Source organism: Sphingomonas metalli, from assembly GCF_014641735.1.
In the GTDB taxonomy this organism is placed as follows: domain Bacteria; phylum Pseudomonadota; class Alphaproteobacteria; order Sphingomonadales; family Sphingomonadaceae; genus Sphingomonas; species Sphingomonas metalli.
The window spans coordinates 394020-419537 of record NZ_BMIH01000002.1 but is presented as its reverse complement, the minus strand read 5'-3'; the positions used below and the strand labels follow the sequence as shown (position 1 = coordinate 419537).

Below are 25518 nucleotides of genomic sequence, written 5' to 3'. Positions count from 1 at the left end.
GGAAGTCATGATCCGTCGTCCATCTATGTCCATCGCGCAGGCCTCCCGCCGCGTGCTGTTGAGCGGGGCGTCGACCCTCGCTGCCATCGCCTTCATCGCTCCCGGAATCGCGGCCGCCCAGACCGATACCGGGCAGGCGCCGGGCGTCCGCCCCGATACGCCGGTCGAGGCGAACACCACCTCCGCCGCCGAGCAGGGCGCGCCGCGCGACCAGGCCGCCAGCCCGACCACGCAGAACAATTCGCCCGCCCCGGCCGATGATTCGAACGAGGACATCATCGTCACCGGCCTGCGCAGCTCGCTGCAGCGCAACCTCGACATCAAGCGCACCGCAACCGGCGTCGTCGACGCGATTTCCGCGGAAGACATCGGAAAATTCCCGGATTCCAACGTTGCGGCGTCGCTGCAGCGGCTGCCCGGCGTGTCGATCCAGCGCTCCGGCGCGCGCGGCGAGCCGACCGGCATCACCGTCCGTGGTTTCGGTGGCGACTTCAACACCACGCTCTACGACGGCCGCCGCATCGCGACCGGCACGGGTGGCCGCCAGATCGACTTCTCGACCGTCGGGTCGGACTTCATCGGCCAGCTGAGCGTGCTCAAGACGCCCGACGTCACCCTCGCCTCGAGCGCGATCGGCGCGACGGTGGACATTCAGTTCGCCAAGCCCTTTGACCGTCCCGGCTTCCGCGTCGCGACCAGCGCGTCGGGCTCGATCCAGGACCGTGCGGGCAAGGTCGTGCCGACCCTCGGCGCGCTGGTCAGCGACACCTTCGCCAACGACACGATCGGCATTCTGTCGAGCTTCGTCTACACCCGGCGTGATACCGATACCAACCGCGTCTACGTGTCGGGTTGGCCCGGCGGTTTCTACGCGCCGTGCCAGCTGACCGCCGCCTGCACGGACGCGCAGCTGGCGCAGGCGAACAAGACCGTGGTGGGCTGGTTCCCGCAGCAGTACGGCGCCGAGCAGCAGCGCACCAAGGACGAGCGCTACGACGGCCGCGTCGCGTTGCAGTGGCATCCGTCCGATGCGGTGATGGTCACGCTGGACAACAACTTCTCGCGCCAGTCGATCACCACCGACATCTACGGCTTCGGCGTGTGGTTCAACCAGAGCGACCTGCGCAACGTGCAGCTCGACGACAACGGCACCGCGGTCAATTTCACCCAGGCGGGCTCGCCGACCGACTTCACCGCCGCGCACAACCGCCAGGTGCTTCAGACCAACCAGACCGGCCTCAACGTCAAGTATGACGCGACCGAGAATCTGACGCTGGAGGCGGACGGCGCCTATGCGAAGAGCTGGCTGAATCCCGGCGGCGTGGTCGGCAGCAGCAACGGCGATATCGGCTATGGCGGCAATCTGGGCACGACGCTGGGCTTCAACATCAGCGGCGACAGCAACAAGGCCTTCCCGACGCTGAGCAATTACGGTCCGGCGGGCAGCGCCGCGGACTGGGCGAACCCGGCGCTGATCGGCTCGCACGTCACCGTCGTGCAGACCCAGAAGAATACCGACGTGCTGAAGCAGCTGCGCGCGGCCGCGACCTGGAAGCAGGACGGGCTGACGCTGAAGGCGGGCGGCCAGTATGTCGACGACACCTTCCGCTTCCAGAACGCCAGCACCTTCACCAACAATTTCTGGCAGGCCTATTCGGGCTATGGTGCGCCCTCGGGTCGTGGCGGCGGCGTGTCGCCGCTGCCGTCGAGCCTCTATCAGGGCTCGATCAGCCTCAACAACTTCATCTCGGGCTTCAAGGGCAGCCTGCCGCCGTCGGTCTTCATCTACAGCCCGGCGGCCTATCAGGCCTATCTGACCAGCCTGGGCAATCCGCAGGCTCAGAACGTGCCGGGCTTCAACTATGGCGCGGTCAACGGCTTCACCGGCACGTTCGACCAGGCGGTCGATCCGAACAGCATCCTGCGCGTCAACGAGAAGACGTGGTCGCTGTTCTTCAGCGCGGCGTTCGATGCGGAAATCGCCAGCATGCCGTTCCACCTCGCGGTGGGCGTGCGCAACGAGAACACGCATCTCAGCGCGACCGGCCAGGGCACCGTGCCGCTGACCATCACCCGCAGCACCACCGACCCGACGCTGCTGACGATCGGGTTCAGCCCGGCGCAGCAGGTCGTCAACAAGAGCGACTATTCGTATCTGCTGCCGACCCTCGACCTGCGGCTCGAGGTGACGGACAAGCTCCAGCTGCGCTTCGACGCGTCGCGCACGCTGACCCGGCCGACGCTGAACCTGCTCAACCCGGTACTGGGCATCGGCTCCGGCCAGCGCGTCAACGCCCTGTCGGGCAGCGGCGGCAACCCGAACCTGAAGCCCTTCCTCGCCGACAATTTCGACGTCGCGGCGGAATGGTACTATCAGCGCAACTCGTACATCGCGGTCGACTTCTTCCTGAAGAACGTCAGCAACTTCATCGTCGGCGGCGTGACGCGGCAGACGGTGAACGGCGTGATCGATCCGACCACCGGCCAGCCGGCCGTCTTCTCGATCACCCAGCAGGTCAACGGTCCCGACGCGACGGTGCGCGGCGTCGAGATCGCCTGGCAGCAGGTGTTCGGCGACAGCGGCTTCGGCTTCCAGGCCAACGCCACCTTCGTCAACACCAATAAGCCCTATGACCAGAGCAACATCTCGCAGAGCGGCTTCGCGGTCACGGGTCTGGCCAATTCGGCGAACTTCGTCGGCTTCTACGACAAGAACGGCTTCCAGATCCGCGCCGCCGCCAACTGGCGCGACGAGTATCTGGCGCAGTTCGGCCAGAACCAGAACACCGGCTCGTTCGGTGCGGAGCCGACCTTCGTCAACCAGAGCTTCCAGGTCGACTTGACGAGCAGCTACGACATCAGCCGCAACCTCAGCGTCTTCGGCGAGATCCTGAACCTCAACAACAACAAGCAGAGCACGCACGGCCGGTTCAAGAACCAGCTGCTCGACGTGTTCGACTATGGCCGCCGCTATACGGCGGGCGTTCGTTACCGCTTCTGATCGAAGCGGAAATGGTCGGGGAGGTCGGGCCGGCGGCTTGACTTCCCCGCCCCTTTCGCGGGACGCATGAGGCGCCATGGTGCAGCCGATCAACCATATCGTCATCGTCGGGGGAGGCACCGCTGGCTGGCTGACCGCCGGCGTGATCGCCGCGCGCCATCAGGGCCGCCGCGCGCACGGCTTTACCGTGACGCTGGTCGAATCGCCCAATGTCCCGATCATCGGCGTGGGCGAGGGGACCTGGCCGACGCTGCGCAATACGCTGCGCAAGATGGGCGTCTCAGAGACCGATTTCTTCCGCGAGTGCGACGCGTCGTTCAAGCAGGGCGCGCGCTTCAACCGCTGGGTCACCGGCGCGGCAGACGACGGCTATTACCACCCGCTGATGATGCCGCAGGGCTTCGCGCAGGTGAACCTTGCCGCCCATTGGCTGGCGGGGGAAGAGGGCGCGACCAACTTCTGCGACGCGGTGACGCCGCAGGGGCGGATCTGCGACGAGGGCCTCGCCCCCAAGACGATCGCGACGCCCGAGTACGAGGCGCTGGCGAACTACGCCTATCATCTGGATGCGGGCAGGTTCGCCGACTTCCTGCGCCGGCATTGCTGCGACAAGCTGGGCGTGCGCCATGTGCTGGCCGACGTGACCGAGCCGGTGATGGCGGAGAATGGCGACATCGCCGCGGTGCGCACCGAGCAGGCGGGCGAGATTGCGGGCGACCTGTTCGTCGACTGCACCGGCTTTCGCGCGCTCCTGCTGGGCGAGGCGATGGGCGTGCCGTTCAGGCCGCTGGGCGACGTGCTGTTCTGCGACACGGCGCTGGCGATCCAGGTGCCCTATGACGCGGCGGATGCGCCGATCGCCTCGCACACCATCTCGACCGCGCAGAGCGCCGGCTGGATCTGGGATATCGGCGTGCAGAGCCGGCGCGGCGTCGGCCATGTCTTTTCCAGCAGCCATATCGATGTGGATGACGCCGAGCGCGAGCTGCGCGCCTATCTGGGCGAGGCGGGGCGCGACCTGCCGGTGCGCAGGCTGTCGATCCGGGCCGGGCATCGCGAGCGGTTCTGGCAGGGCAATTGCGTGGCCGTCGGGCTGGCGGCCGGCTTCCTCGAACCGCTCGAAGCCTCGGCGATCGTGCTGATCGAGCTGTCGGCAAAGCTGATCGCCGAGCAGATGCCCGCCTGTCGCGAGGTGATGGACACGGTGGCGCGGCGGTTCAACGAGACGACGCTGTACCGTTGGGGGCGGATCGTCGATTTCCTCAAGCTGCACTATGCGCTGACGCAGCGCACGGACAGCGATTTCTGGCGCGACAATGCCCGGCCCGAGACGATGCCCGACCGGCTGAACGCGCTGATGGAGCTGTGGCGCTGGCAGGTGCCGTGGATGCATGACGAGCTGGACCGGGTGGAGGAGGTGTTCCCCGCCGCCAGCTACCAATATGTCCTCTACGGCATGGGCCAGCGTACCGCGGTGCCGCCCGGCAGCCTGGCCGCCGAAACGGTGATGGCCGGGCGTGCGCGGCGCGAGAACGATGCGATGACCGCGAAGCTGCTCGCCGGCCTGCCGCGGCATCGCGACCTGATCCGCAAGATCGTCGAGCGCGGTCTGCCCACCATCTGATCTTCCCTTTCGAACCCCCGACCGGAGACGCATTATGGCGCGTGGCCTGACGACCCTGTTCTTGTCTGCGGCTCTTTCGGGCGTGCTCGCCGCGCCGGCGCTGGCGGCGCCGCGGCTCGACGGGATCATCGGCGACCATGCGGTGCTCCAGCGCGGGCGGCCGATCCCGATCAGCGGCACCGCCTCGCCCAACGAACCGGTGCTGATCGCGCTCGGCGGCAAGACGGTGACGACGCGCACCGACCGCGACGGACGGTTCAAGGCGGAGCTGCCCGCGCTGCCCGCCGGCGGCCCCTATGACCTCAGCATCGCCGCGCCGAGTGGGGCGTTGGTCGCGCGCGACCTGATGGTGGGCGACGTCTATCTCTGCTCGGGCCAGAGCAATATGGAGATGCCGGTCGGCGTGGCGCAGAGCTGGATTCCGGACGCCAACCCGCCGCTCGATCCCAAGCTGCGGCTGGTCACCATCACCAAGCGCAGCTCCGCCGCGCCGCTCGACACGTTCCGCGACACGCCGCGCTGGGCCGCTGCCGATCAAGGCAACATTCCCGGCTTCTCGGCGGCCTGTTTCTACATGGCGCAGGCGCTGCGCCGCGCCGCACCGGACGTGCCGGTGGGGGCGGTCCATGCCAGCTGGGGCGGATCGCGGATCAGCGCGTGGCTGACCCCGGCCGGGCAGCGCGCGGCGGGGCTGGGCGAGGAGGCGGACCTTCTGGCCCTCTACGCGCGCGACCCCGCGGCCGCGGAACGTCGCGCCTCGGGCCGGTGGGAGGCGTGGTGGCGCGCCGGCAGCGGCGACGCGACGGGGCGCGAGCCGTGGCAGCCCGACGCCGCGCTCGACTGGAAACCCGTGCTGCGCTTCTCGCACTTCGAGGAATGGGGCGTGCCGGAACTGGCCGATTACAACGGCATGATCTGGTATCAGCGTGAGATCACCGTCACGCCCGCCCAGGCGCGCGGACCGGCGATGCTGTCGATCGGGATGGTCGACGATGCCGACCGCACCTGGGTGAACGGCGTCGGCGTCGGCGGCAGCAGCCTCGCCGGACAGGCGCGCACCTATGCGCTGGCGGAAGGCGTGCTGAAGCCGGGGCGGAACGTCATCACGGTCAACGACGACGACGTCTATGCCTTTGGAGGCATGACCGGCCCGGCCGAGACGATGCGGATCACCTTCGCCGACGGCAGCTCGATCCCGCTCGGCGATAGCTGGCGCTATGCGATCGCCAAACGGCTGACGGGCGGTGCGCCGCGCGTGCCATGGGACGACATCAACGGCGTCGGCACCCTCTACAACGGCATGATCGTGGCGCTGGGCGGGATGCCGCTGGCCGGCGTCGCCTGGTATCAGGGCGAGAGCGACACCGGGCTGCCCGGCTATGACACGCGGCTGAGCGAGCTGATGAAGGGCTGGCGCGCCCGCTTCGCCAGCCCGCAAATGCCTTTCGCGATCGTCCAGCTCGCCAATTATGGCGCGCTGGCGAAGGCGCCCGGCGAGAGCGGCTGGGGCTGGCTGCGCGATGTGCAGCGCCGGGTGGCGGAGGCCGATGGTCGGTCCGGCCTCGCCGTCGCGCTCGACCTGGGCGATCCGCGCGACATCCATCCGGGCGAGAAGCACGAGGTCGGCGTAAGGCTGGCGCGGGTGATGCGCGCGCGCGTCCTGGGCGAGGCGATCAGCCCCTCGGGCCCGGCGCTGGCCGGCGCGCGGCGGGAGCAGGACGGCAGCGTCTCGGTCAGCTTCACCGGCGTGACGGGCGCGCTGCACGCCACCGGTAGCGACCGGGCGATCGGTTTCGAGCTGTGCGGCGCGGCGGCGGGCTCGTGCCGCTACGCCGACGCGCGGGTCGAGGGGCAGACGGTGCGGCTGGCGGGCGCGAACGGCGCGACCAGGGTGCGCTATGCCTGGGCCGATGCGCCGAGCGTCAACGTGTTCGACGATGCGGGGCTGACGCTGCCGGGGTTCGAGGCGGCGGTGAAGTAGGGGGAATAGGCCCCCCACTGCCCAGCCTTAATCGTCACCCCAGCGCAGGCTGGGGTCTCCCTGTGGGAAGCGCAACGCCAACCAAGCGGGAGACCCCAGCCTTCGCTGGGGTGACGATGCAGGGGGGCGGCAGCGCTACTTTCGCTCCGCTCCCGACAGCGTGAACCGGTCCACGTCCATCCACCCGCCGCGGCCGGCGGGATTGTAGCAGAACAGCGCATATTGCTGCCCCTGGAAGGTCCCGGTCCGCCAGTCATAGGCGAGCGGGAAGGTGCCGCCGAGGTCCGTCCAGCGCTGTCCGTCGAGGCTGTAGGCGACCCGGGCGAGGTTCGTGCGGTAGTCCATGTCGGTGCGCAGCGACACGCGCGATCCCGTCAGCGGCACGGCGGCGACGCGGGTGTCGGTCTTCTGCGTGGTGCGCCCCTCGTCCGCCACGACATCCTCGACGACGCGCATGGTTAGCATCAGCCGTCCGCCAGCATCGCGGCCGATCGCGATATGGCCGTTATACTTTCCGAAGGTGCCGAAGCCGCACTGGTCGCCGCGGGCGATGTGGCTGGCGTCGATCACCACCTCGCCGCGGCTGACCGGGCCCTGCCCCTTCTGCACCAGCGTGTTGCGCGCGTCCCAGATCGTCTGCCCTTGCACGGCGCGGAGGCGCAGCCAGCCGGGCCGTTCGGCAAGCGACCAGCGGCCGGGCAGGGGATTATGGTTCCACTGCCATTGCAGCCCCAGCGTGCGCGCGCCGAAATCGTCGGAGGCGGGGAGTTGCGCGGGCGCCTCGCCCTGGATCGGCTTGCGCGCGGTGGCAGGGACGCGATTGGGAGCGTCGGGCGTGCCCCAATAGGGCCAGCCGTCCCGCCAGTAGATCGGGCTGATGTTGGTCATCCGCCCGATCGCACCGGCATCGACCATGACGAAGCCATAGTCGCGCCCGTCGGGCAGGTCGACGATCGCGCCCTGGTGCCCGCCCGTCCTGTCGTCGATCTGGTCGCGCGTCTCCCATGGGCCATTGAGGCTGCGCGCACGCGACACGGTCATGCCCAGCCGGCGCGGGATCGAGTTGAAGATGTAGTAATACTCGCCGCGCTTGACGACCTTCGACCCCTCCGCGCCCTTGTTGAAGTGGACCGCCCTGCTGGCGGTGATTGTCTTCAGGTCGCGGTCGAGCGTCAGCAGCGTCGCGGTGCCGTCCGCCATGGCGGAGGTGACGATATAGGCGCTGCCGTCGGTGTCGAAGAACAGGCCGGGATCGAACGCCTCCTCGCTCAGCCGGTTCATCGTCCAGGGGCCGCGGATGTCGCGCGAGCGATAGATGCGGGTCGGCTCGCCCACCGGCGTCACGGCGATGTAGAAGACCCCGTCGCGATAGCGCAGGCTGGGGGCGAAGATGCCGCGGCGATAGGCGCCGCCATCCTTCAGCTCATATTCGGGCCGCCCCTCCAGCCTGTCGATGACATGGCCGACGAAGCGCCAGTTCACGAGGTCGCGCGAGGTCATGATGGTGAGCCCCGGCACGTTCGCGAAGGTGGTGGTGATGAAATAGAAATCGCGCCCGACCCGGATGATGTCGGGATCGGGATAGTCGGCATAGAGCGGCGGATTGGCATAGCTGCCGTCGCCGCGGTCGGACTGCCACGCCTGCGCGAGCGCGCCGGTGGAGAGAAGGGCGGTCGCGAGCAGGGCGAGGCGCATGTCGTTTCCTGTCATGTGAGATGAGCGCTGCCCCGAGTTCGTCGCCCCAGCGAAGGCTGGGGCCTCTGGCGACTGGCGGGCTAACGGTTGCCGAAGATCCCAGCCTTCGCTGGGATGACGATTGGGGCTGGGATGACGATTGGGGCTGGGATGACGATTGGGGCTGGGATGACGATCGGGGCGGGGAGGCGGGGGCTGATCCTTTTTACCCCGGCGTATAGGCGAACGGCCCGACCACCGTGCCTACGAACCCGCCGGCGCGCTGGGTGCTGAGCAGGCGGGTGTCGACGCCCTGTTTCAGCGTCTGCATCGCGCCGCCCGCCTGCCAGTCGAAGCTGGCGGTGCCGCGGTCGAAGCGGATGCGGAGCGTCACCGGCCCCTTGGGATCGATCGGGGCGGAGGCGACCAGCGTCTCGGCCGCGCTCTGGTCGCGGGTGTAAAGCGCGATCATCGGTTTGCCGGCGATGCGGGTGATGCCGAAGAACAGGTTGTTCCTGTCGCTCTGCACCGCGGCGAGGCCGGCGCGGGCGCCGTCCTTGGTCGGAGTGAAGCGCACCACCGTGGAGACGGTGGCGATCGCATGTTGCTGGCGCCGGCCGACAAAGGCGGGGACGCCGCTCTGGTCGCCGAGCGCCGCGCCGCTGCCGAGCTCCAGCGCGCCGCCCTTCACGGAGTAGAAAGGCGTCTTGGGCGTGCGGATGCCGATCCACTGCATCGCCAGCCGGTCGCCGTCGAAGCCGTCGACATAGCCGAAGTCGCCGCTGGTCGGCAGCTTGGGCTTCGCGCCGCGCGGCAGATCGGGAAGCGCATGGGTCAGCGGCACCGCTTTCCCCTTGTCGAGGATGATCGGCCAGCCGTCGCGCCAGGTGACGGGGAGCAGGAAGGTCTCGCGGCCGATATTGTAGAAGTCGTCCGCATAGGGGCGGGTGGCGAGGAAGGTCGCCCACCAGTCGCCCTTCTGCGTCTGGACCAGTTCGGCATGGCCCGCGGCGCTGACCGGGTGCGCGCGGTCGGCGGGCATGTCGCGCTGGGTCAGGATCGGATTGCCGGCAAAGGGCGTGAACGGACCGCGCAGCGACTTCGACCGGAAGACGACCTGCGAATGGTTGACGCTGGTGCCGCCTTCCGCCGCGGTCAGATAATACCAGCCGTCCTTCAGGAAGATGTGCGGACCCTCGATCCACACCGGCTTCTTGGACAGGTCGACGCCGCCATTGATCAGCTGGGTGCTCTCGCCGACCATCTTGCCGGCGCGCCAGTCATATTCCTGCACCCAGATGGCGCGGTGCCCGTCGTAGCGGGCCGGCTCGGCGGGGGCGCGGTTGTTGACGATATAGGCCCTGTCTCCCTCCCAGTAGATGGAGGGGTCGATCCCCTCGAAGGGCAGCCAGATCGGGTCGGACCAGGGGCCGGCCGGGTTTTTGGCGGTGATGACGAAATTGCCTTTGCACGACACGCAGGTGTTGACGATGTAGAAGGTGCCGTCGTGGAAGGTGATGTCGGGCGCGAACACCGCTTCCGACACGCCGCGGCCGGTGAAGTCGAGCTGGGTGGGGCGGTCGATCGCGTTGCCGATCTGCACCCAGTTCACCAGATCCTTCGACCTGAAGATCGGCAGGCCCGGATAATGGGCGAAGGACGAGTTGACGAGATAATAGTCGTCGCCGACCCGCGTCACCGAGGGATCGGGATAATAGCCCGAAACGACCGGGTTGCGATATTCGCCCGGCCCCGCCTGCACCCCGTCGGGCGCGCGGCCGTCATAGCGGAACTCCTCGAACCGGGCGGTCTGCGCGGCGGCGGTGCCGGCGAGGAGCAGGGTGGCGGCGGCGGCCGCGAAGGACAGGAACTTCATCAGGCAACTCCTCGGGCAGGGGCGGCGCGGAGCGCGGCAGCGACGGCGGCACCCAGCGGCTTGGGCCGATAGGCGGCGTCATAGGGCAGCGGGCGCTGCGGCAGCTTGTCGGGCCGGGGCGTGAAGCCCTGCAGCCAGCTGTACTTGTCGATCATGCCCCAGAACAGCAGCTGGTCGAGCTGCCGATAGGACAGCATCCGGTCGAGATAGTCCTTCGCGATCGCCGCCACCTCCGCATCGCGTTTGGCGATGTCGCCGGTCAGGCTCTTGTCGTTCACGTCGAACTCGGTGATCAGCAGGCGGTAGCCCATGTCGGTGACGCGATCGACGAACTGCATCCAGTCGCGCCGCTGCGCATCCGAATGGTCGCCATCGGTGCCGATATGGCTCTGGATACCGAGCGCATCGACGGGGACGTTCTTCGCCCGGAACTGTTCGAGAAGGCGCAGCACGCCGGCGCGATGAGTCTCGTTGCCGCGCTCCCACGACATATAGTCGTTATAGACCCGCTGGGCCCGGGGAGCATGTTCGCGCGCCGCCTCATAGGCGATGCGCAGCGCGTCGAAGCCGAGCGTCTGGGTGAAGACGGTGTCGCGCAGCCCGCCGGTCTTGGGATCGATCGTCTCGTTGACGACGTCCCACGAATAGACCTGGGGAAAATGGGTGCAGACGCGGGCGATATAGTCGCGCAGCCAGCGCTCCGGCCCGGCGGCGCGGATCTGGGCGGCGAGCGGGGCGGGCATATATTCGACCCGATTCCATAACAGCGTATGCCCGCGCAGCTTCATCCCGTTGGTGCGGGCGAAGGCCGCCAGCCGGTCGGCGGGCGCGAAGTTCGGCCGCTTCGGATCGCCGCCCACCACATAGAGCTTCATCTCGTTCTCGGGGACGATCACGCCGCATTCGCGGATGAGGATGTCACGATAGGCGGGATCGTCGAAGGGCGAGGCGCGGCGACCGCTGACCGCGCTGCCGAACAGGATGCCCTTCTCCGCCGCCAGCTGGCGCAGCGACGGTCCGGCGCCGGGATCGCTAACGGGCAGGGCGCCCCCCGCCTGTGCCAGCACGCGCGCCGGCAGCGCCGCGGCGGCAAGCCCGCCGGCGAGCGCGGCAAGCTGCTCCCGCCGAGTCCAGTCCGATCCGGTCATAACCTCTCCCAAGCTGTTGTAAGAGTAGTAAAGAGCGGGCAAGCTAGCGCAAGCCACTGAAATCTTGCGATGCGGAAGGAGCAGGAAACGGGGCGGGGCGGCTGGCGTTACACTCCGGTGGCGGCCTGCTATGATCTTGATGACGCGCAGCCATAAGCGCGGGGGAGGGTGCCGACATGACCAGTGCCACGACCGGGGCGATCGGTCTCGAAGAGGATGCGGACGTGGGCGCCGGAGAGGATCTGGAAGCGGATGACGATGGCGCCAAGCGCCTTCCGCGCGGCTCCGGCCGGCGCCTGCGCGGGGCGGTGGCGCGGTACCTCGGCACCGCGATCATGTCCGGCCAGATCGCGCCGGGCGAGCGCCTGACCGGCGAGGTCGAGAATGCCGAAGCCCTCAACGTCTCGCGCGGGGCCTATCGCGAGGCGGTGCAGGTGCTGACCGCCAAGGGGCTGGTCGAGAGCCGGCCCAAGGCGGGGACGCGCGTGCTGCCGCGCAGCCGCTGGAACCTGCTCGATCCGACGGTGCTCGCCTGGGCATTCGAGGGCGGCGAGCCAGACGCGACCTATGTGCGCGACCTGTTCGAACTCCGCGCGATCGTGGAGCCGGCCGCGGCGCGGCTGGCGGCCGAGCGGCGCGACAAGGCCGATGTGAAGGCGCTCCGCGACGCGCTCGCCCGGATGCGGCGCCACACGCTCGCGACCGAGGCCGGCCGCGCCGCGGATCGCGAGTTTCACGAGGTCCTGCTGCGGGCGAGCGGCAACGGCGTGCTGCTGACGCTGAGCGCCAGCATCGGCGCCGCGGTCAATTGGACGACGCAGTTCAAGCATCGCGGCCGCGCGCTGCCGCGCGACCCGCTGCCCGACCATGTGCGGGTGTTCGACGCGGTGGCCGCGGCCGATGGCGAGGCGGCGGCGGCGGCGATGCACCAGCTGGTGCAGCTGGCGCTGGACGATACGCGCTCCTCCATGGGCGAGGTGTGACCGGGCGGCGCGGGCCGCTGCCGCTCTAGCCGATCCTCCCCGCCAGGGAGAGGTGGCGCGCTCCGGCGCGTCGGAGGGGGAGGGCGGGGGTGTCCAGTCGATACGCGCCGTGCTTGCCCCTTCCGTCAGCCTTCGGCTGGCAGGAGAGTTGGAGCGTCAGTCCAGCAACCTGGCGCCGCCCCAGCTGGCCACGATGCTGTCGGCCGCCGCGCCCTCGCCGCGGGCAACCAGTTCCACCAGCTTCGCGCCGCGCACGTCTGCCGCGATCCGCACCGCAGCCTCGCCCGCGCGCACCGCGCGTGAGCGGGCGACCTCGCGGCCATCGGCGTAGACCGCGAAGGTCACGCGCGCCGCTTTCGCCATCGTGGCGTCGTCGACCCCAACCTCTGCCGCGAAGCGGGCATGCCCGTGGTTGCGCACCTCGAGGCGGGATCCGGCGAGCACGCCGATGCCGCTGTCCTGAACTTGCCCGGCCACGCGGAGCGGATCGCCGAAGGGCGAGCGATCCGGCTGGGCGCCGCCCCAGCCGCCATATTGCGGCTGTTCGCCCGCACCATGGGTGCCGGTCCAGGGGATGACCGAGCGGTGGATGGTGGGATCGGCGCGGGGCACCAGGATCCCGTCGACCGCGGGGTTCACGTCGCCGGGCGTTTCCGACAGATAGACGCCGCCGGGCAGCACGCGCTCGCCCCGGGTGCGGAAGACCAAAGTCTCGTGCGGTGCGAGGCTGAGCTTGGTCTCGCCGGTGAAGGCGCTGCGCTTGCCCGTCCAGAGATCGGTCATCGCGACCGGCCGGTCGCCGCGCCATTTGAGGTGCGCGGCGGTCAGCGCCGCCTCTGCCGGGGCGAGGCCGCGGTTGAAGATCGCGACCGCCTTCTCGCCATCGGCCAGCGTCTTCACGAAGATCTGGATGTCGTCCGACAGATAGGCCGGGACTGCCTGATGCCCCGCCGGATCCTGGTTGAGCGCGATCAGCGCGCGATTGCCGAGCAGCGCCATCTGTTCCGCATTCGCCTTGCGCAGGTCGAAGCCGATCAGCAGCGGCGCGTTGACCATCGCCCAGAGCGCGAAATGCGATCGCGCCTCGGTCATGTGCCTGGCGTCGAAATCGCCCGAGCCGACGAACAGCATGTCCGGATCGTTCCAGCCATGCGGATGCGCATAGAGCGCGCGGGTCACCGTCGTGTCGAAATTGGTGAGCATCCGCGACCAGTTGGCGGTGATATCGTCGCTGGTGCGGGATACGTTGCCCATGTCCTTGGCCCAGGCGCGCACGTTCGACGATCCCCAAAGGCAGATCGAGAAGACATAGTCGCCATCGGGATTGTGCCGCCGCAGCGCGCCGGCGACCTGCGCATAGAGGTCCTTCACCGCCGGGATGTCGGTGCGGCTGAGCGCGTTAAGGTCGATCAGCGGCGCGAAGAGGCGGTAGTCACCCTTCTTCACATGGTCGCTGTCCGGCCCCAGCCCGCGGATGCCGCAGCCATCGACCTTGATATAGTCGAAGCCCCATTCGGCGAAGTAGAGCGCAATGTCCTGATCGATATGGCCGTACAGCCCGATCTCGCGTTCCGCGATGCTGCCTTCGGGCTGGTTGACGAAGTTGGGCGTGAAGATCTGGCCGCAGCTGTTGCGGCCGATATCCGAATAGATGCCGGCTTTGAGCCCCATGCCGTGCAGCCGGTCGGTGAGCGGGCGGAAGCTGGTGCGGCCGCCGGACGCGACGGCGGAGGGGAAGCGGTTGGTGCGGATCACCAACCGCCCGTCGCTCTGCCGGCGCTGGAGCCACCAGCCGTCGTCGATGTTGATGTAGCGGTAGCCTGCCGCGGCCAGCCCGCTGTCGACGATGATCCGCGCGGACGCGATCACCTTTTCCTCGTCGACATCGGTGTAGAAGGCGTTCCAGCTGTTCCAGCCCATCGGCGGCAGCGCCGCCTGACCCTCCGTGTTGGCGGACCAGCGTCCCGTCGGCGCCAGGGGATCGGCGGGGGCCCCGGCTGCCGGCGTGGTCAGGCCCAGCAGCACCGGCAGGGCCGTCATGGTCAGTCTCGTTCGAAACACGCGGGCCGTCCCCTCTCCACTCTTGTCGAACGCTGTTGTCAGACTAAAAGAGACGTCAAGGCAAGGGGCCGCTTTTTCGAACATTGTCTGCAACTTAATCGATTGCAGGTCGTGCGGAAAAAAGTGGTACCGCTATCAACGCCAGGAGGAAGGGAGAAGGGGATGTTCGTGAAGCAGCACTATGCCGCGTTCGTGTCGGTACTGGCCCTGTCGATCGCCGCAGCGGCGGCGTCGGCGCAGACCGGGGAGCCGATGCCGCCTGCCGCCGGCTCGCAGACCGCCGACCAGGCCGAGGCGCTCGCCGCCCGGCTCGTGGCGCGGATGACGACCGAGGAGAAGCTCGACCAGCTGCTCAACACCGCGCCGGCGATCCCGCGGCTCGACGTCCCCGCCTATAACTGGTGGACCGAGTCGCTCCACGGCGCGATCGGGACGCTGCCGACGACGAACTTTCCCGAGCCGATCGGGCTGGCTGCGACCTTCGACGACCAGCTGATCCACAGCACCGCCGGCGCGATCAGCAGCGAGGTGCGCGGTCTCCACGCGCTGGGCCGCCAGACCGGCAAGCTGGGCCGGATCGGTACTGGGCTCGACACCTGGTCGCCCAACATCAACATCTTCCGCGATCCGCGCTGGGGCCGCGGACAGGAGACCTATGGCGAGGATCCGTTCCTCACCGCGCGCATGGGCGTCGCCTTCGTCCGCGGCATGCAGGGCGAGGATCCCGGCCGCTACGACGTGATCGCCACGCCCAAACACTATGCCGTCCATTCGGGACCGGAATCGACCAGGCACGAGGCGAACGTCTACATTTCGCAGCACGATCTGGTCGACACCTACCTGCCCGCCTTCCGCGCGGCGATCGTGGAGGGGGGCGCCGGGTCGATCATGTGCGCCTATAATCGCATCGACGGCCAGCCCGCCTGCGCCAACGACATGCTGCTCAAGACCTATCTGCGCGGCGCCTGGGGCTTCAAGGGTTATGTCGTGTCCGACTGCGACGCGGTGAAGGACATCAACGCCAACCACCATTACGCCCCCGATCCCGCCAGCGCGGTGGCGGCGGCGATGCGCGCGGGCGTCGACAACGAGTGCAACACCCAGACGCTGAGCGATACCGACGGGCTCGCCAATCCCTATCGCGACGCGCTCAATCGCGGGCTGCTGTCGGTCGGCGATATCGACCGGTCGCTGATCCGGCTGTTCTCCGCCCGCTATCGCAACGGCGACCTGCCGGGCGTGCGGCCGCTGTCGATCACCAGCGCCTCCACCGCGTCGATCGGCACGCCACAGCATCAGGCGCTGGCGCTGGAGGTGGCGGAGAAGAGCCTCGTCCTGCTCAAGAACAACGGCACGCTGCCGCTCAAGTCCAGCGCGCGGATCGCCGTCATCGGCCCGCTGGGCGATGCGACGCGGGTGCTGCGCGGCAATTATTCCTCGGCGCTGTCGGGCCGGCCGATCTCGGTCGTCGAGGGGTTGCAGCGCGCCATGCCGTCGGCGCGCGTCCGCTACGTGCCGTTCGGCGAGACCTTCACCGATGGCGATCCGGTGCCGACCAGCGCGCTGCTGACGCCGGACGGGAAGCCCGGCCTCGTCGCCCGCTACTGGAACCCGGTGCAGAAGGTGCCGGCGCGCTTCGCGCCGGGCGCACTCGACGCCTTCGTCAAGGCGGCCCGCTATGAGGAGGCGCCGACCGTCACCCGGGTCGAGGCCGATGTGGGCGGGCGCAGCCTCGACCTGCCGCAGGTGCGCGACGTCCATCGGGTGAGCTGGACCGGCTTCCTCGTGCCGCCCGAGACCGGCCGCTATCGCCTCGGCATCAGCGGCTTCACCGGCACGATGACGCTGGACGGCCAGCCCTTCGTCGATCTGAAGGGCCGGTCGTGGAACAGCCTGCCGACGATGCGGACGATCGATCTGGAGAAGGGGCGGCGCTACCCGATCACCATCACCAGCGAGTCGCGCATCTCCAGCGGCATCGGTTTCGTGTGGAAGCGCGTCTCCGCCGATCCCGCCGCCGCATTGCGGTCCGCCGCGCGGGACAGCGACGCGCTGGTCGCGGTGGTCGGCCTGACCTCCGACCTCGAAGCGGAGGAGGCGCCGATCTCCGTCCCCGGCTTCAAGGGCGGCGACAAGACCACGCTGGACCTGCCGGCCGACCAGCAGCAGCTGCTCGAACAGGCCAAGGCGACCGGCAAGCCGCTGATCGTCGTGCTGATGAACGGCAGCCCGGTGAACCTCGCCTGGGCGAAGGCCAATGCCTCGGCGATCGTCGAGGCCTGGTATCCGGGCCAGGCGGGCGGGCAGGCGGTCGGCAACGTTCTGGCGGGCAAGACCAATCCCGCCGGGCGGCTGCCGCTGACCTTCTACCGCTCGGTCGACCACCTGCCGGCGTTCGGCGACTATGCGATGAAGGGGCGGACCTATCGCTACTTCACCGGCACGCCGGTCTATCCGTTCGGCTACGGCCTCAGCTACACCAGCTTCGCCTATGCGCCGCTGAAGCTGCAGCCGGCCGCGGGCGGCGCGGGCGCCGGGCTGACCGTGACGACCGAGGTGCAGAACAGCGGCAAGCGCGCGGGCGACGAGGTGGCCCAGCTGTACCTCGACTTCCCGAAGGTGGAGGGCGCGCCGCGCGTGGCGCTGCGCGGCTTCCGGCGCGTGCATCTGGCACCCGGCGAGCGGCGCGCGGTGACCTTCACCCTCTCGCCGCGCGACCTGAGCGCGGTGACCGCCGACGGGGTGCGGCAGGTGATGAAGGGCGATTACCGCGTCAGCGTCGGCAGCGGCCAGCCGGATACCGGCGTGCCGGTGCGCTCGGCTGCGTTCCGGGTGGACGAGGCGGGCGCGGTCGCGGAGTGACGGGAGCGGGCCGGCGGAGTGCCGGCCCGGTTCTTTGGACTGATACCAACTCCCCACCCCGTTCGTGCTGAGCTTGTCGAAGCACTGCCTTCTTGTCTCAAGCGCTGGCGCGCGTGGGACGAAGAACAGTGCTTCGACAGGCTCAGCACGAACGGGGTGGGGGGCGCGTGCACACCCGCACCCCTCAACATTACGTCACCCCAGCGAAGGCTGGGGTCTCAGTGGGGAACCGTCACGCTTGCCAAGCGGAGATCCCAGCCTTCGCTGGGATGACGGAATGGGTTGGTGAACGCCTCCCCCTATCCCAGCCGCACCTTCACCCCGCGCCCGGCGACCAGCGCCGCCTCGCGCCGCTCGCCCCCATAGCGGACCGTGCGCCGTCCGGCCTCGTCGCCGGTCAGCACCGCATGGGTCAGCCGCCCCTCGCGCCAGTGTACGTCCACCCGGCAGCGCCCGCGGGCGCGCAGGCCCTTGATCGACCCGGTCGGCCATGCCCGCGGCAAGGCGGGCAGGAGCAGGATCTCGTCGCCGCGGCTCTGCATCAGCATCTCGGCGATGGCTCGCGTGCCGCCGAAATTGCCGTCGATCTGGAAGGGCGGGTGCGAGTCGAACAGGTTGGGATAGGTGCGTGCGGGGCCGAGCAGATAGGCGATGATGCGATGCGCATGCTCGCCGTCGCGCAGCCGCGCCCAGAGGTTCGCGCGCCAGGCGGTCGCCCAGCCGGTCGACTCGTCGCCGCGCGCCTCCAGCGAGCGTCGCGCGGCGGCGGCGAGGTCGGGGGTGCGGTCGGGATCGATCTGGTCGCTCGGGAAGAGCGCGTAGAGATGCGAGACGTGGCGATGCCGCGGCTCGGGCGCCCTGGCGTCCCAATCCTCCTGCCATTCCTGCAACCGGCCGTCGCTGCCGATCCGGTCGGGTGCGAGTTTCGCACGTGCAGCGGCGATCTCGGCGGCAAGCGCGGCATCGACCTTCAGGATCGCCGCCGCCTGACCGACCTGGTCGAACAGGTCGCGCAGGATCTGCTGGTCCATCGCCGGCCCGGCGCAGATCGAGGCACCCATGGGATGGACATTCTCGGGCGAGAGCGACGGATTGGTCACCAGCCGCCCGGTCTTCGGATCGGTCTGCAGCGTGTCGAGGAAGAACAGCGCCGCGCCGCGCATCAGCGGATAGACCGAGGCCAGATATTCCCGGTCGCGGCCAAAGTCGTAATGGTCCCACAGATGCGTGCAGAGCCACGCGCCGCCGGTCGGCCACAGGCCCCAGGGCGCGCCGTCGATCGGCGCGGTCGCGCGCCACAGATCGGTATTGTGGTGGCATACCCAGCCGCGCGCGCCGTACATCGCCTGCGCCGTCCGCTCGCCGGTGATCGCCAGTTCGCGCACCATCTGGACGAGCGGCGCGACGCATTCGGGCAGCGCGGTGACCTCGGCGGGCCAGTAGTTCATCTCGGTATTGATATTGACCGTATATTTGGATCCCCAGGGCGGATCGGTCGCCTCGTTCCACAGGCCCTGGAGGTTCGCGGGCTGGCCGCCTTCGCGCGAGCAGGCGATCAGCAGATAGCGGCCATAGTTGAAATAGAGGGTGGCGAGCGCCGGGTCGCCGGCGGCGCGGTCCGCCTTGACGCGCAGGTCGGTGGGCTGGTCAGCCGCGGCGGTGACGCCGAGGTCGAGCGCGACGCGGCGGTAGAGCGCGCGATAGGCGGCGGTCGCATCCGCCTCCACCCGCGCGGGGCCGCGCGCGACGGCCTGCGCCAGCGTCTCGGCGGTCAGCGCCAGCGGATCGGCGGCATAATCGTCGAAGCGGCGGAAGCTGGTCGCCATCGCCACGACCAGCGTCACCGCGCGTGCGCCGCGGATCGCGAGCGCACTCTCGGCGGGTGCGATGCTGCCGCTCTCGGTCAGCGCCTGCACCCGCGCGGCGTAGCGGAGGACGCCCGGGACGCCGGCATGATCGGCATTGCGGCCGTGCATCAGCAGCGCCGGTCCCTCCGCCGTCACCGCGGTCTGCGGCTGGGGGGAGGAGAGGGCGACGTTCAGGTCGAATGGCCGATCCGCCTCGAGCCGCACCAGCAGAATGTTGTCGCCCGGCGCGGCGAGCACGGTGCGGCGATAGCGGGTGCCGCCGGCGGTGAAGCGCGTCTCCGTCACCGCCGAGTCGAGATCGAGCGTGCGGCGATAGTCGGCGATATCGGCGTTCGCGACCGCCGGCAGGTCGAGGATCAGGTCGCCGAGCGGCTGATAGGGCATCTGCGTGCGCGGCGTGCCGATCAGCGCCTTGTCCGCCAGCGCCTGCGCCTCGGCGTACCGGCCCGCATCGATCAGCCGGCGCACTTCGGGCAGGGCAGCGCGGGCGGCGGGGTTGACGGGATCATAGGGTCCGCCGGCCCAGAGCGTATCTTCGTTGAGCTGGAGCCGCTCATGCGCGGTGCCGCCGAACACCATCGCGCCGAGCCGGCCGTTGCCGACCGGCAGCGCCTCGGTCCAGACGCTGGCGGGCTGGCGATACCAGAGGCTGTGGGTAGGATCGGGCGCGCCCTCCGCCGCCGCGCTGGCGGGGCGGGCGAGGCTGCCCGCAAGGGCGACCCCGGCCGCGCCGCGCAGCACCGACCGGCGCGAGGGCGCGCCGCTCACGGCCGCGCCTGGGCGACGAGGTTGCGGCCGAAGAACGGCATGACCTGATCCTGGAAGCGCACCGCGATCCGGTTGGTATGATCGCCCTCATAGATCTGGAAGCTGTTGGCGATGCCATAGCGATCCAGCGCCTCGTGCAGCTTGCCCGCATCCGCCTTCAGCCCGTCCTGCGAGCCGACATCGATCGCGATCGCGCGATAGCGGCGCAGATTGCTGGTATATTGGTCGACGAAGGCGAGCGGCGAATTGGCCGCCCATTTCGCCGCGATATCCTCCCGCACCTGTCCGTTCTCGACCGGCAGATCGAGGTAGAGGGGCGGCTTCTTCGGATTGGGCGACCAGGCCGCGGCGCTCGCCAGCATCGCGCGCTGGCCCCAGGACAGGCTGGGCGAGTCGGCCGGGGACTTGAGCGCGGCGAGCGCGTCGGCATCCTTGGGGTCGAGCCGGGTCATCGCGCGCGGCGACAGGCAGCAGGGGCTCATCATGTACAGCGCGCCGAACACGTCGGCATGCTTCATCCCGATCCGCGACGCGCCATAGCCGCCCATCGAATGGCCGACGAGCCCGCGGCTCTCGCGCACCGGCAGGGTGCGGTATCTGGCGTCGATCGCCGCGACGAGGTCGTGCGAGATGAAGCGCTCATAGTCGCCGGTGGTGACCGAGGAGGAATACATCGAGCCGTTATGCATCGTCTTGCTGTCGGGCAGCACCACGATCATTCCGGGGACGCCGCGGGCGAAGGCGCCGGTGGTCGCCTCGATCGCGTGGATTTCCTTGCTCCACTGCTCCGCGCCGACCGAATAGCCGTGCAGCGCATAGACGACCGGATAGCGGCGGGTGCGTTCGGCGGCATAGCCGGGCGGCAGGATGACGATCACGTCGCGGGTCGCCGGATCGCCCTCAAGACTGCCTTCCAGCGCGGCGGAATGGATCCTGATCCGCTCCACGGTGACCGGCTTGGCGCCGGGTACCGCCGCGGGAAGCTCGGTGGTCATCTGCGCGGCCACCGGCAGTGCAGACAGGCAGAGACCCGCCGCGGCGAGCCAGCGGGCGGGAAGGGGGGCAGCCATGCGGATCATCCTCTCTGTGGACGGATGCCGCCGCTGACCGGCGGCCCCTTTTTTGTCGTCAGGCCGTCCCCCATGCCTGGCGGCACGGGGGACGGAAACGATCAGCCTTCCATGTCTTCCAACTCGCGGCCACGGGTCTCGTTGACCATGGCGCGCACGAAGAAGAACGAGATCGCCGCAAAGATGGCGTAGCCGGTATAGGTCACCGCCAGGCCGGGCGACACCACCAGCGCCGGGAAGCTGACCGAGATCGCGGCGTTCGCGATCCACTGGGCGAAGCCCGACACCGCCAGACCCGAACCGCGGATCTGGTTCGGGAACATCTCGCCGAGCATGACCCACATGATCGGGCCCCACGAAATGTTGAACGAGATCACGTAGAGGTTCGCCGCGATCAGCGCGATCACGCCGTTATTGCCCGGCAGCGACACCGCGCCGCCATCGCCGACCACCGCGGTCGAGAAGGCCCAGGCGACGATCGCCAACGTCACCGCCATGCCCGCCGAGCCGATCAGCAGGAGCGGCTTGCGGCCGATCTTGTCGACGAGGAGGATGGTGGCGATGCAGGCGCCGATCGACAGCACGCCCGACAGGATGTTGGTCTGGAGCGCATAGTCTTCCGAGAAGCCGACCGCCTCCCACAGCGTCGCGCCATAGTAGAAGACGACGTTGATGCCGACGAACTGCTGAAAGACGGCGAGGCCGATGCCGGTCCACACGATCGGACGGATCTTGCCGGTCGTCTTGTCCACCAGGTCCGACAGCTTGGGCCGGTGATGGTCCGCCGCCAGGCTGCGGCTGATGTCCGCGACCTTCCGGTCCGCCTCTGCGGCGCCGAACAGGCGGGTCAGGACGGCGCGCGCCTCGTCGATGCGGCCCTGCGCGACCAGATAGCGCGGGCTTTCCGGAATGACGAGCAGCGCGACGAGATAGACCGCGGCGGGGATCGCCTGCAGCCAGAACATCCAGCGCCAGGCCGGATAGCCGAGCCAGAACTGCGCGGTCGAGCCGCCGGCATAGCGGGCCAGCGCGAAATTGGCGACGAACGCGCCGGTCAGGCCGGTGATGATCATCACCTGCTGGACGCTCGACAGCCGCCCGCGGATCGCCGCCGGCGTGACCTCGGAGATATAGACCGGCGAGATGACGCTGGCCGCGCCGACGCCCAGGCCGCCAATGATGCGGGCGACGATGAAGATCGCGGAGGCCGAGGCCGCGCCCGCCAGCAGCGCGCTGACGAGGAACAGCGCCGCGGCGAGCATCATCACGCTGCGCCGGCCGATCCGGTCGGCGAGCCGGCCCGCCCCGAACGCGCCGATCGCCGAGCCGACCAGGATCGCGCCGACATTGACGCCGATGCCCAGCTTGCCGAGGTCGAAGGCGGCTTCCAGCCCCTTCTGGGTGCCGTTGATCACGCCCGAGTCATAGCCGAACATGAAACCGCCGATCGTCGCGACCGCCACGATCGCCGCGATGAAGCCGATATTCACCTGTTGCGGTAGTGCGCCGTCATTTGCGCCTGCCATGCTGCCCCTCTCCTATGATTCACGCGCGCAGGGTCGAACCGCCGCGCCGCCCTTCTGGTATCGCTATCAACTCCCCCCGGCGCGGACTGTCAAGAACGGGACCGGGCGAACCGCGGCACACTCTCGCCGCGCGGGCGGCGCAAGTCCAGCCCTATATGCGTCGGCGCATGGGACGCCACGACGAGGGCGGCGCGGCCGGGGGTTGGCGGGGGCAAGCGGCGGAAAAGAGGAGCCGTGTTGGCCGGTAAGTCTTGCCGGGCAGCGGGCGGGGTTGCGCTTGCGCCGGTGATCGGCAATCCTGCCCGCCGACCGACAGGGACGTTCCGTCCGCTTCGGCCCGCTGTCCCGACCAGCGCCGGACAGCGGGGCGAGGAGACGACGAACCCGGTTGCGCGGCACCTGTTGGTAGCGCTATCGTGCTGCTTTAGGACCGAACGATAGACCCGTGTGGAGAGGGAAGGGCGATCATGAAACGGATGATGTTGGCCGGGCTGGCCATGGGCCTCGGCCTGGCCGGGTGCGGCGGGCGGGCTGCGGGCGGCAACGAGGCCGTGGCTGCCAATGATGCCGCCGCGGCGGCGGACAACGGCGCCGAGGCACGCTCGCCGGAGGGCAAGCGCTATCTGTCGCAGCCGCTGGTGCGCGACATCTACACCGCCGACCCCTCCGCGCATGTCTGGGGCGACGGCAAGCTCTACGTCTATCCCAGCCACGACATTCCGACCGAGACGAAGGACGACGATCTCGGCAACCAATATGCCATGCGCGACTATCGCGTGCTGCGCATCGACGAGCCGGGCGGCCCCGTCACCGTCGGTCCCGTCGCGCTCGACGTGAAGGACGTGCCCTGGGCCTCGCAGCAGATGTGGGCGCCGGATGCCGCCTATAAGGACGGCACCTACTATCTCTACTTCCCGGCGCGCGACAAGACGAAGGACCGCAACGGCCTGGGCGCGTTCCGCATCGGCGTGGCGACCTCGAAGAACCCGATGGGGCCGTTCAAGGCCGAGCCGACCGCGATCCCCGGCAGCTTCTCCATGGACCCGGCGGTGTTCACCGACGCCGACGGCAAGGCCTATATGTATTTCGGCGGCATCTGGGGCGGGCAGCTCCAGCGCTGGAAGAACGGCAAGTACGATCCGAACGGCAGCGACACGGACCTGAAGCAGGACGACAAGCCCGCCCTGTCCGGCCAGATCGCGCGCCTCAATCCCGACATGAAGACCTTCGCCGAGACGCCGCGCGACGTCGTGATCCTCGACGAGAAGGGCAAGCCGGTATTGGGCGGCGACCATGAGCGCCGCTTCTTCGAGGCGAGCTGGGTCTTCAAGCGCGACGGCAAATATTACTATACCTATTCGACCGGCGATACGCACTTCCTGAACTATGCGATCGGCACCAGTCCCTACGGCCCCTTCACCTACAAGGGCCATATCCTGAAGCCGGTGCAGGGCTGGACCACCCACCATTCGATCGTCGAGTGGAAGGGCAAATGGTATCTCTTCTATGCCGACACCCAGCTGTCCGGGAAGAACCACCTGCGCAACGTCAAGATGACCGAGCTGACCTTCAACCCGGACGGGACGATCCCGACCATCGACCCCTTCGTGGAGTAGGCACAACCCATGTTCCTCGGGATCGATATCGGCACGTCCGGCGTGAAGGCCGTCGTGCTGGACGAACATGGCGCGGTGGCGGGGCAGGGGACGGCGGCGCTCACCGTCCAGCGGCCCCACCCCCTCTGGTCCGAACAGGATCCGGAGGCCTGGTGGCAGGCGACCACCGCCGCGGTGCGCGCGATCGACCCGGCGGTGCGCCGGGCGGTCCGCGGCATCGGCCTGGCCGGGCAGATGCACGGCGCGACCCTGCTCGACGCCGCCGACCGGCCGCTGAGGCCCGCGATCCTGTGGAATGACGGGCGCAGCCATGCCGAGTGCCGCGAGCTGGAGGAGAAGGCGCCCGACCTCCACCGGGTGGCCGGCAATCTCGCCATGCCCGGCTTCACCGCGCCGAAGCTGCTCTGGGTCGCGCATCATGAGCCGGAGCTGTTCGCGCAGGTCGAGACGGTGCTGCTGCCCAAAGACTATGTCCGGCTGCGGATGACCGGCGAGAAGGCGTCGGACGTGTCCGACGCGGCGGGCACGCTGTGGCTGGACGTGGCGGGACGCGACTGGAGCGACGAGATCCTCGCTGCGACCGGCCTGAACCGCGCGCAGATGCCGCGCGCGGTCGAGGGCACCGACCGCACCGGCATGCTGCGCGCCGACGTCGCCGAGGCCTGGGGCATCGGCGAGGTGCCGGTGGCGGGCGGCGGCGGCGACAATGCCGCGGGCGCGGCGGGCGTCGGCGTGGTGAAGGATGGCGACGCCTTGCTCTCGCTCGGTACCTCGGGCGTGATCTTCGTCGCGACCCGGGACTTCCGCCCCAATCCCGCGCGCGCGGTCCATGCCTTCTGCCACTGCCTGCCCGAAATGTGGCACCAGATGTCGGTCCACCTGTCGGCCGCCGCCTGTATCGACTGGGTGGCGCGGCTGACCGGCACGCCGGGCGCGGCCGAGCTGTTCGCGCGCGCCGAGAGCGCCGGGCCGGCGAGCGGGCCGGAGATCTTCCTGCCCTATCTGTCGGGCGAGCGGACGCCGCACAACGATGCCGAGGTGCGCGGCGGCTTCCTCAACCTCGACCATGACACCACGCCCGAGCGGCTGGCGCAGGCGGTGCTGGAGGGCGTCGCCTTCGCGCTCGCCGATGGCCTTGCCGTGCTGCGCGAGGCGGGCACCGAACTGTCGCGCCTGTCGGTGATCGGCGGCGGCGCGCGCTCGCGCTACTGGGGTCAGACGCTGGCGGCGGCGCTGGGCGTCGAGCTCGTCTATCTCCAGGGCGGCGAGGTCGGCCCGGCGCTCGGCGCGGCACGCCTCGCCCAGCTCGCGGTGGACGGCGGCTCTGCGCAAGAGGTGTGCGTCGCCCCGCCGACCAGCCACAGCATCGCCCCCGATCCCCTGCTCGCCGAGCGGCTCGCCCCCAAGCTCGCCCGGTTCCGCGACGCCTATCCCCGCATCACTCCAAGGAACGTCTGACC

General features: G+C 69.2%; 14 protein-coding genes. 7 read left to right on the top strand and 7 right to left on the bottom strand.

Annotated elements, in window-relative coordinates; all coding sequences use genetic code 11:
- Window positions 1–25: 25 nt before the first annotated feature.
- From IEX18_RS08170 to IEX18_RS08160, 3 genes are all read left to right on the top strand, one after another.
- On the top strand, window positions 26–3001 hold the full coding sequence (locus tag IEX18_RS08170) for a TonB-dependent receptor (RefSeq protein WP_229664445.1): 2976 nt from the start codon (window positions 26–28) through the stop codon (window positions 2999–3001).
- Window positions 3002–3077: 76 nt separating this feature from the next.
- Window positions 3078–4625 carry a tryptophan halogenase family protein gene (locus IEX18_RS08165; protein ID WP_188658228.1) on the top strand — a complete coding sequence of 516 codons (1548 nt, stop codon included), beginning with the start codon at window positions 3078–3080 and terminating at the stop codon, window positions 4623–4625.
- Between the two features lie 34 nt (window positions 4626–4659).
- Window positions 4660–6606, top strand: coding sequence for a sialate O-acetylesterase (locus tag IEX18_RS08160; protein WP_188658227.1), 1947 nt, complete (start codon window positions 4660–4662; stop codon window positions 6604–6606).
- Between the two features lie 135 nt (window positions 6607–6741).
- Here IEX18_RS08160 and IEX18_RS08155 read toward each other — a convergent pair whose 3' ends face one another.
- From IEX18_RS08155 to IEX18_RS08145, 3 genes are all read right to left on the bottom strand, one after another.
- Window positions 6742–8301: a glycoside hydrolase family 43 protein gene (locus tag IEX18_RS08155; protein ID WP_188658226.1), complete on the bottom strand. Its 1560-nt coding sequence runs from the start codon at window positions 8299–8301 to the stop codon at window positions 6742–6744.
- 205 nt (window positions 8302–8506) lie between these two features.
- Window positions 8507–10156 carry a glycoside hydrolase family 43 protein gene (locus tag IEX18_RS08150; RefSeq protein ID WP_188658225.1) on the bottom strand — a complete coding sequence of 550 codons (1650 nt, stop codon included), beginning with the start codon at window positions 10154–10156 and terminating at the stop codon, window positions 8507–8509.
- Window positions 10156–11304, bottom strand: a complete 1149-nt coding sequence (locus IEX18_RS08145; protein ID WP_188658224.1) for an endo-1,4-beta-xylanase — start codon at window positions 11302–11304, stop codon at window positions 10156–10158. The genes IEX18_RS08150 and IEX18_RS08145 overlap by 1 nt, the downstream gene beginning before the upstream one ends.
- 176 nt (window positions 11305–11480) lie before the next feature.
- On the opposite strand from IEX18_RS08145, the gene IEX18_RS08140 reads away from it, so the two are divergent.
- Window positions 11481–12287, top strand: coding sequence for a FadR/GntR family transcriptional regulator (locus IEX18_RS08140; RefSeq protein WP_188658223.1), 807 nt, complete (start codon window positions 11481–11483; stop codon window positions 12285–12287).
- A gap of 156 nt (window positions 12288–12443) precedes the next feature.
- Here IEX18_RS08140 and IEX18_RS08135 read toward each other — a convergent pair whose 3' ends face one another.
- Window positions 12444–14327, bottom strand: coding sequence for an NPCBM/NEW2 domain-containing protein (locus tag IEX18_RS08135; RefSeq protein ID WP_188658222.1), 1884 nt, complete (start codon window positions 14325–14327; stop codon window positions 12444–12446).
- 183 nt (window positions 14328–14510) lie between these two features.
- Here IEX18_RS08135 and IEX18_RS08130 point away from each other — a divergent pair, with 183 nt between their 5' ends.
- On the top strand, window positions 14511–17210 hold the full coding sequence (locus IEX18_RS08130) for a glycoside hydrolase family 3 C-terminal domain-containing protein (protein ID WP_188658221.1): 2700 nt from the start codon (window positions 14511–14513) through the stop codon (window positions 17208–17210).
- Between the two features lie 299 nt (window positions 17211–17509).
- On the opposite strand, the gene IEX18_RS08125 is transcribed toward IEX18_RS08130, so the two are convergent.
- The 3 genes from IEX18_RS08125 to IEX18_RS08115 form a co-directional block, all read right to left on the bottom strand.
- Window positions 17510–19846 (bottom strand): glycoside hydrolase family 95 protein, encoded by a 2337-nt coding sequence (locus IEX18_RS08125; protein ID WP_229664444.1) that lies wholly within the window; start codon window positions 19844–19846, stop codon window positions 17510–17512.
- The gene (locus IEX18_RS08120; protein ID WP_188658220.1) at window positions 19843–20916 is read right to left on the bottom strand and encodes an alpha/beta hydrolase; all 1074 of its coding nucleotides are present in this window, start codon (window positions 20914–20916) and stop codon (window positions 19843–19845) included. The genes IEX18_RS08125 and IEX18_RS08120 overlap by 4 nt, the downstream gene beginning before the upstream one ends.
- 101 nt (window positions 20917–21017) lie before the next feature.
- Entirely contained in the window at window positions 21018–22442 is a 1425-nt protein-coding gene (locus IEX18_RS08115; RefSeq protein ID WP_188658219.1) for a sugar porter family MFS transporter, read from the bottom strand.
- 476 nt (window positions 22443–22918) lie between these two features.
- Here IEX18_RS08115 and IEX18_RS08110 point away from each other — a divergent pair, with 476 nt between their 5' ends.
- Both IEX18_RS08110 and xylB read left to right on the top strand, forming a co-directional pair.
- On the top strand, window positions 22919–24058 hold the full coding sequence (locus tag IEX18_RS08110; RefSeq protein WP_188658649.1) for a glycoside hydrolase family 43 protein: 1140 nt from the start codon (window positions 22919–22921) through the stop codon (window positions 24056–24058).
- A 9-nt stretch (window positions 24059–24067) separates the two neighbouring features.
- Complete coding sequence (gene xylB, locus IEX18_RS08105) at window positions 24068–25516, top strand: xylulokinase (protein ID WP_188658218.1); 1449 nt, start codon at window positions 24068–24070, stop codon at window positions 25514–25516.
- Window positions 25517–25518 lie beyond the last annotated feature (2 nt).

Coding starts and splice junctions, on each gene's coding strand:
- IEX18_RS08170 (WP_229664445.1), top strand. CDS start 26: ATGTCCATCGCGCAGGCCTCCCGCCGCGTGCTGTTGAGCGGGGCGTCG.
- IEX18_RS08160 (WP_188658227.1), top strand. CDS start 4,660: ATGGCGCGTGGCCTGACGACCCTGTTCTTGTCTGCGGCTCTTTCGGGC.
- IEX18_RS08110 (WP_188658649.1), top strand. CDS start 22,919: ATGATGTTGGCCGGGCTGGCCATGGGCCTCGGCCTGGCCGGGTGCGGC.
- IEX18_RS08130 (WP_188658221.1), top strand. CDS start 14,511: ATGTTCGTGAAGCAGCACTATGCCGCGTTCGTGTCGGTACTGGCCCTG.
- IEX18_RS08140 (WP_188658223.1), top strand. CDS start 11,481: ATGACCAGTGCCACGACCGGGGCGATCGGTCTCGAAGAGGATGCGGAC.
- IEX18_RS08145 (WP_188658224.1), bottom strand. CDS start 11,304: ATGACCGGATCGGACTGGACTCGGCGGGAGCAGCTTGCCGCGCTCGCC.
- IEX18_RS08165 (WP_188658228.1), top strand. CDS start 3,078: ATGGTGCAGCCGATCAACCATATCGTCATCGTCGGGGGAGGCACCGCT.
- IEX18_RS08155 (WP_188658226.1), bottom strand. CDS start 8,301: ATGCGCCTCGCCCTGCTCGCGACCGCCCTTCTCTCCACCGGCGCGCTC.
- IEX18_RS08135 (WP_188658222.1), bottom strand. CDS start 14,327: ATGACGGCCCTGCCGGTGCTGCTGGGCCTGACCACGCCGGCAGCCGGG.
- IEX18_RS08150 (WP_188658225.1), bottom strand. CDS start 10,156: ATGAAGTTCCTGTCCTTCGCGGCCGCCGCCGCCACCCTGCTCCTCGCC.
- xylB (WP_188658218.1), top strand. CDS start 24,068: ATGTTCCTCGGGATCGATATCGGCACGTCCGGCGTGAAGGCCGTCGTG.
- IEX18_RS08120 (WP_188658220.1), bottom strand. CDS start 20,916: ATGGCTGCCCCCCTTCCCGCCCGCTGGCTCGCCGCGGCGGGTCTCTGC.
- IEX18_RS08115 (WP_188658219.1), bottom strand. CDS start 22,442: ATGGCAGGCGCAAATGACGGCGCACTACCGCAACAGGTGAATATCGGC.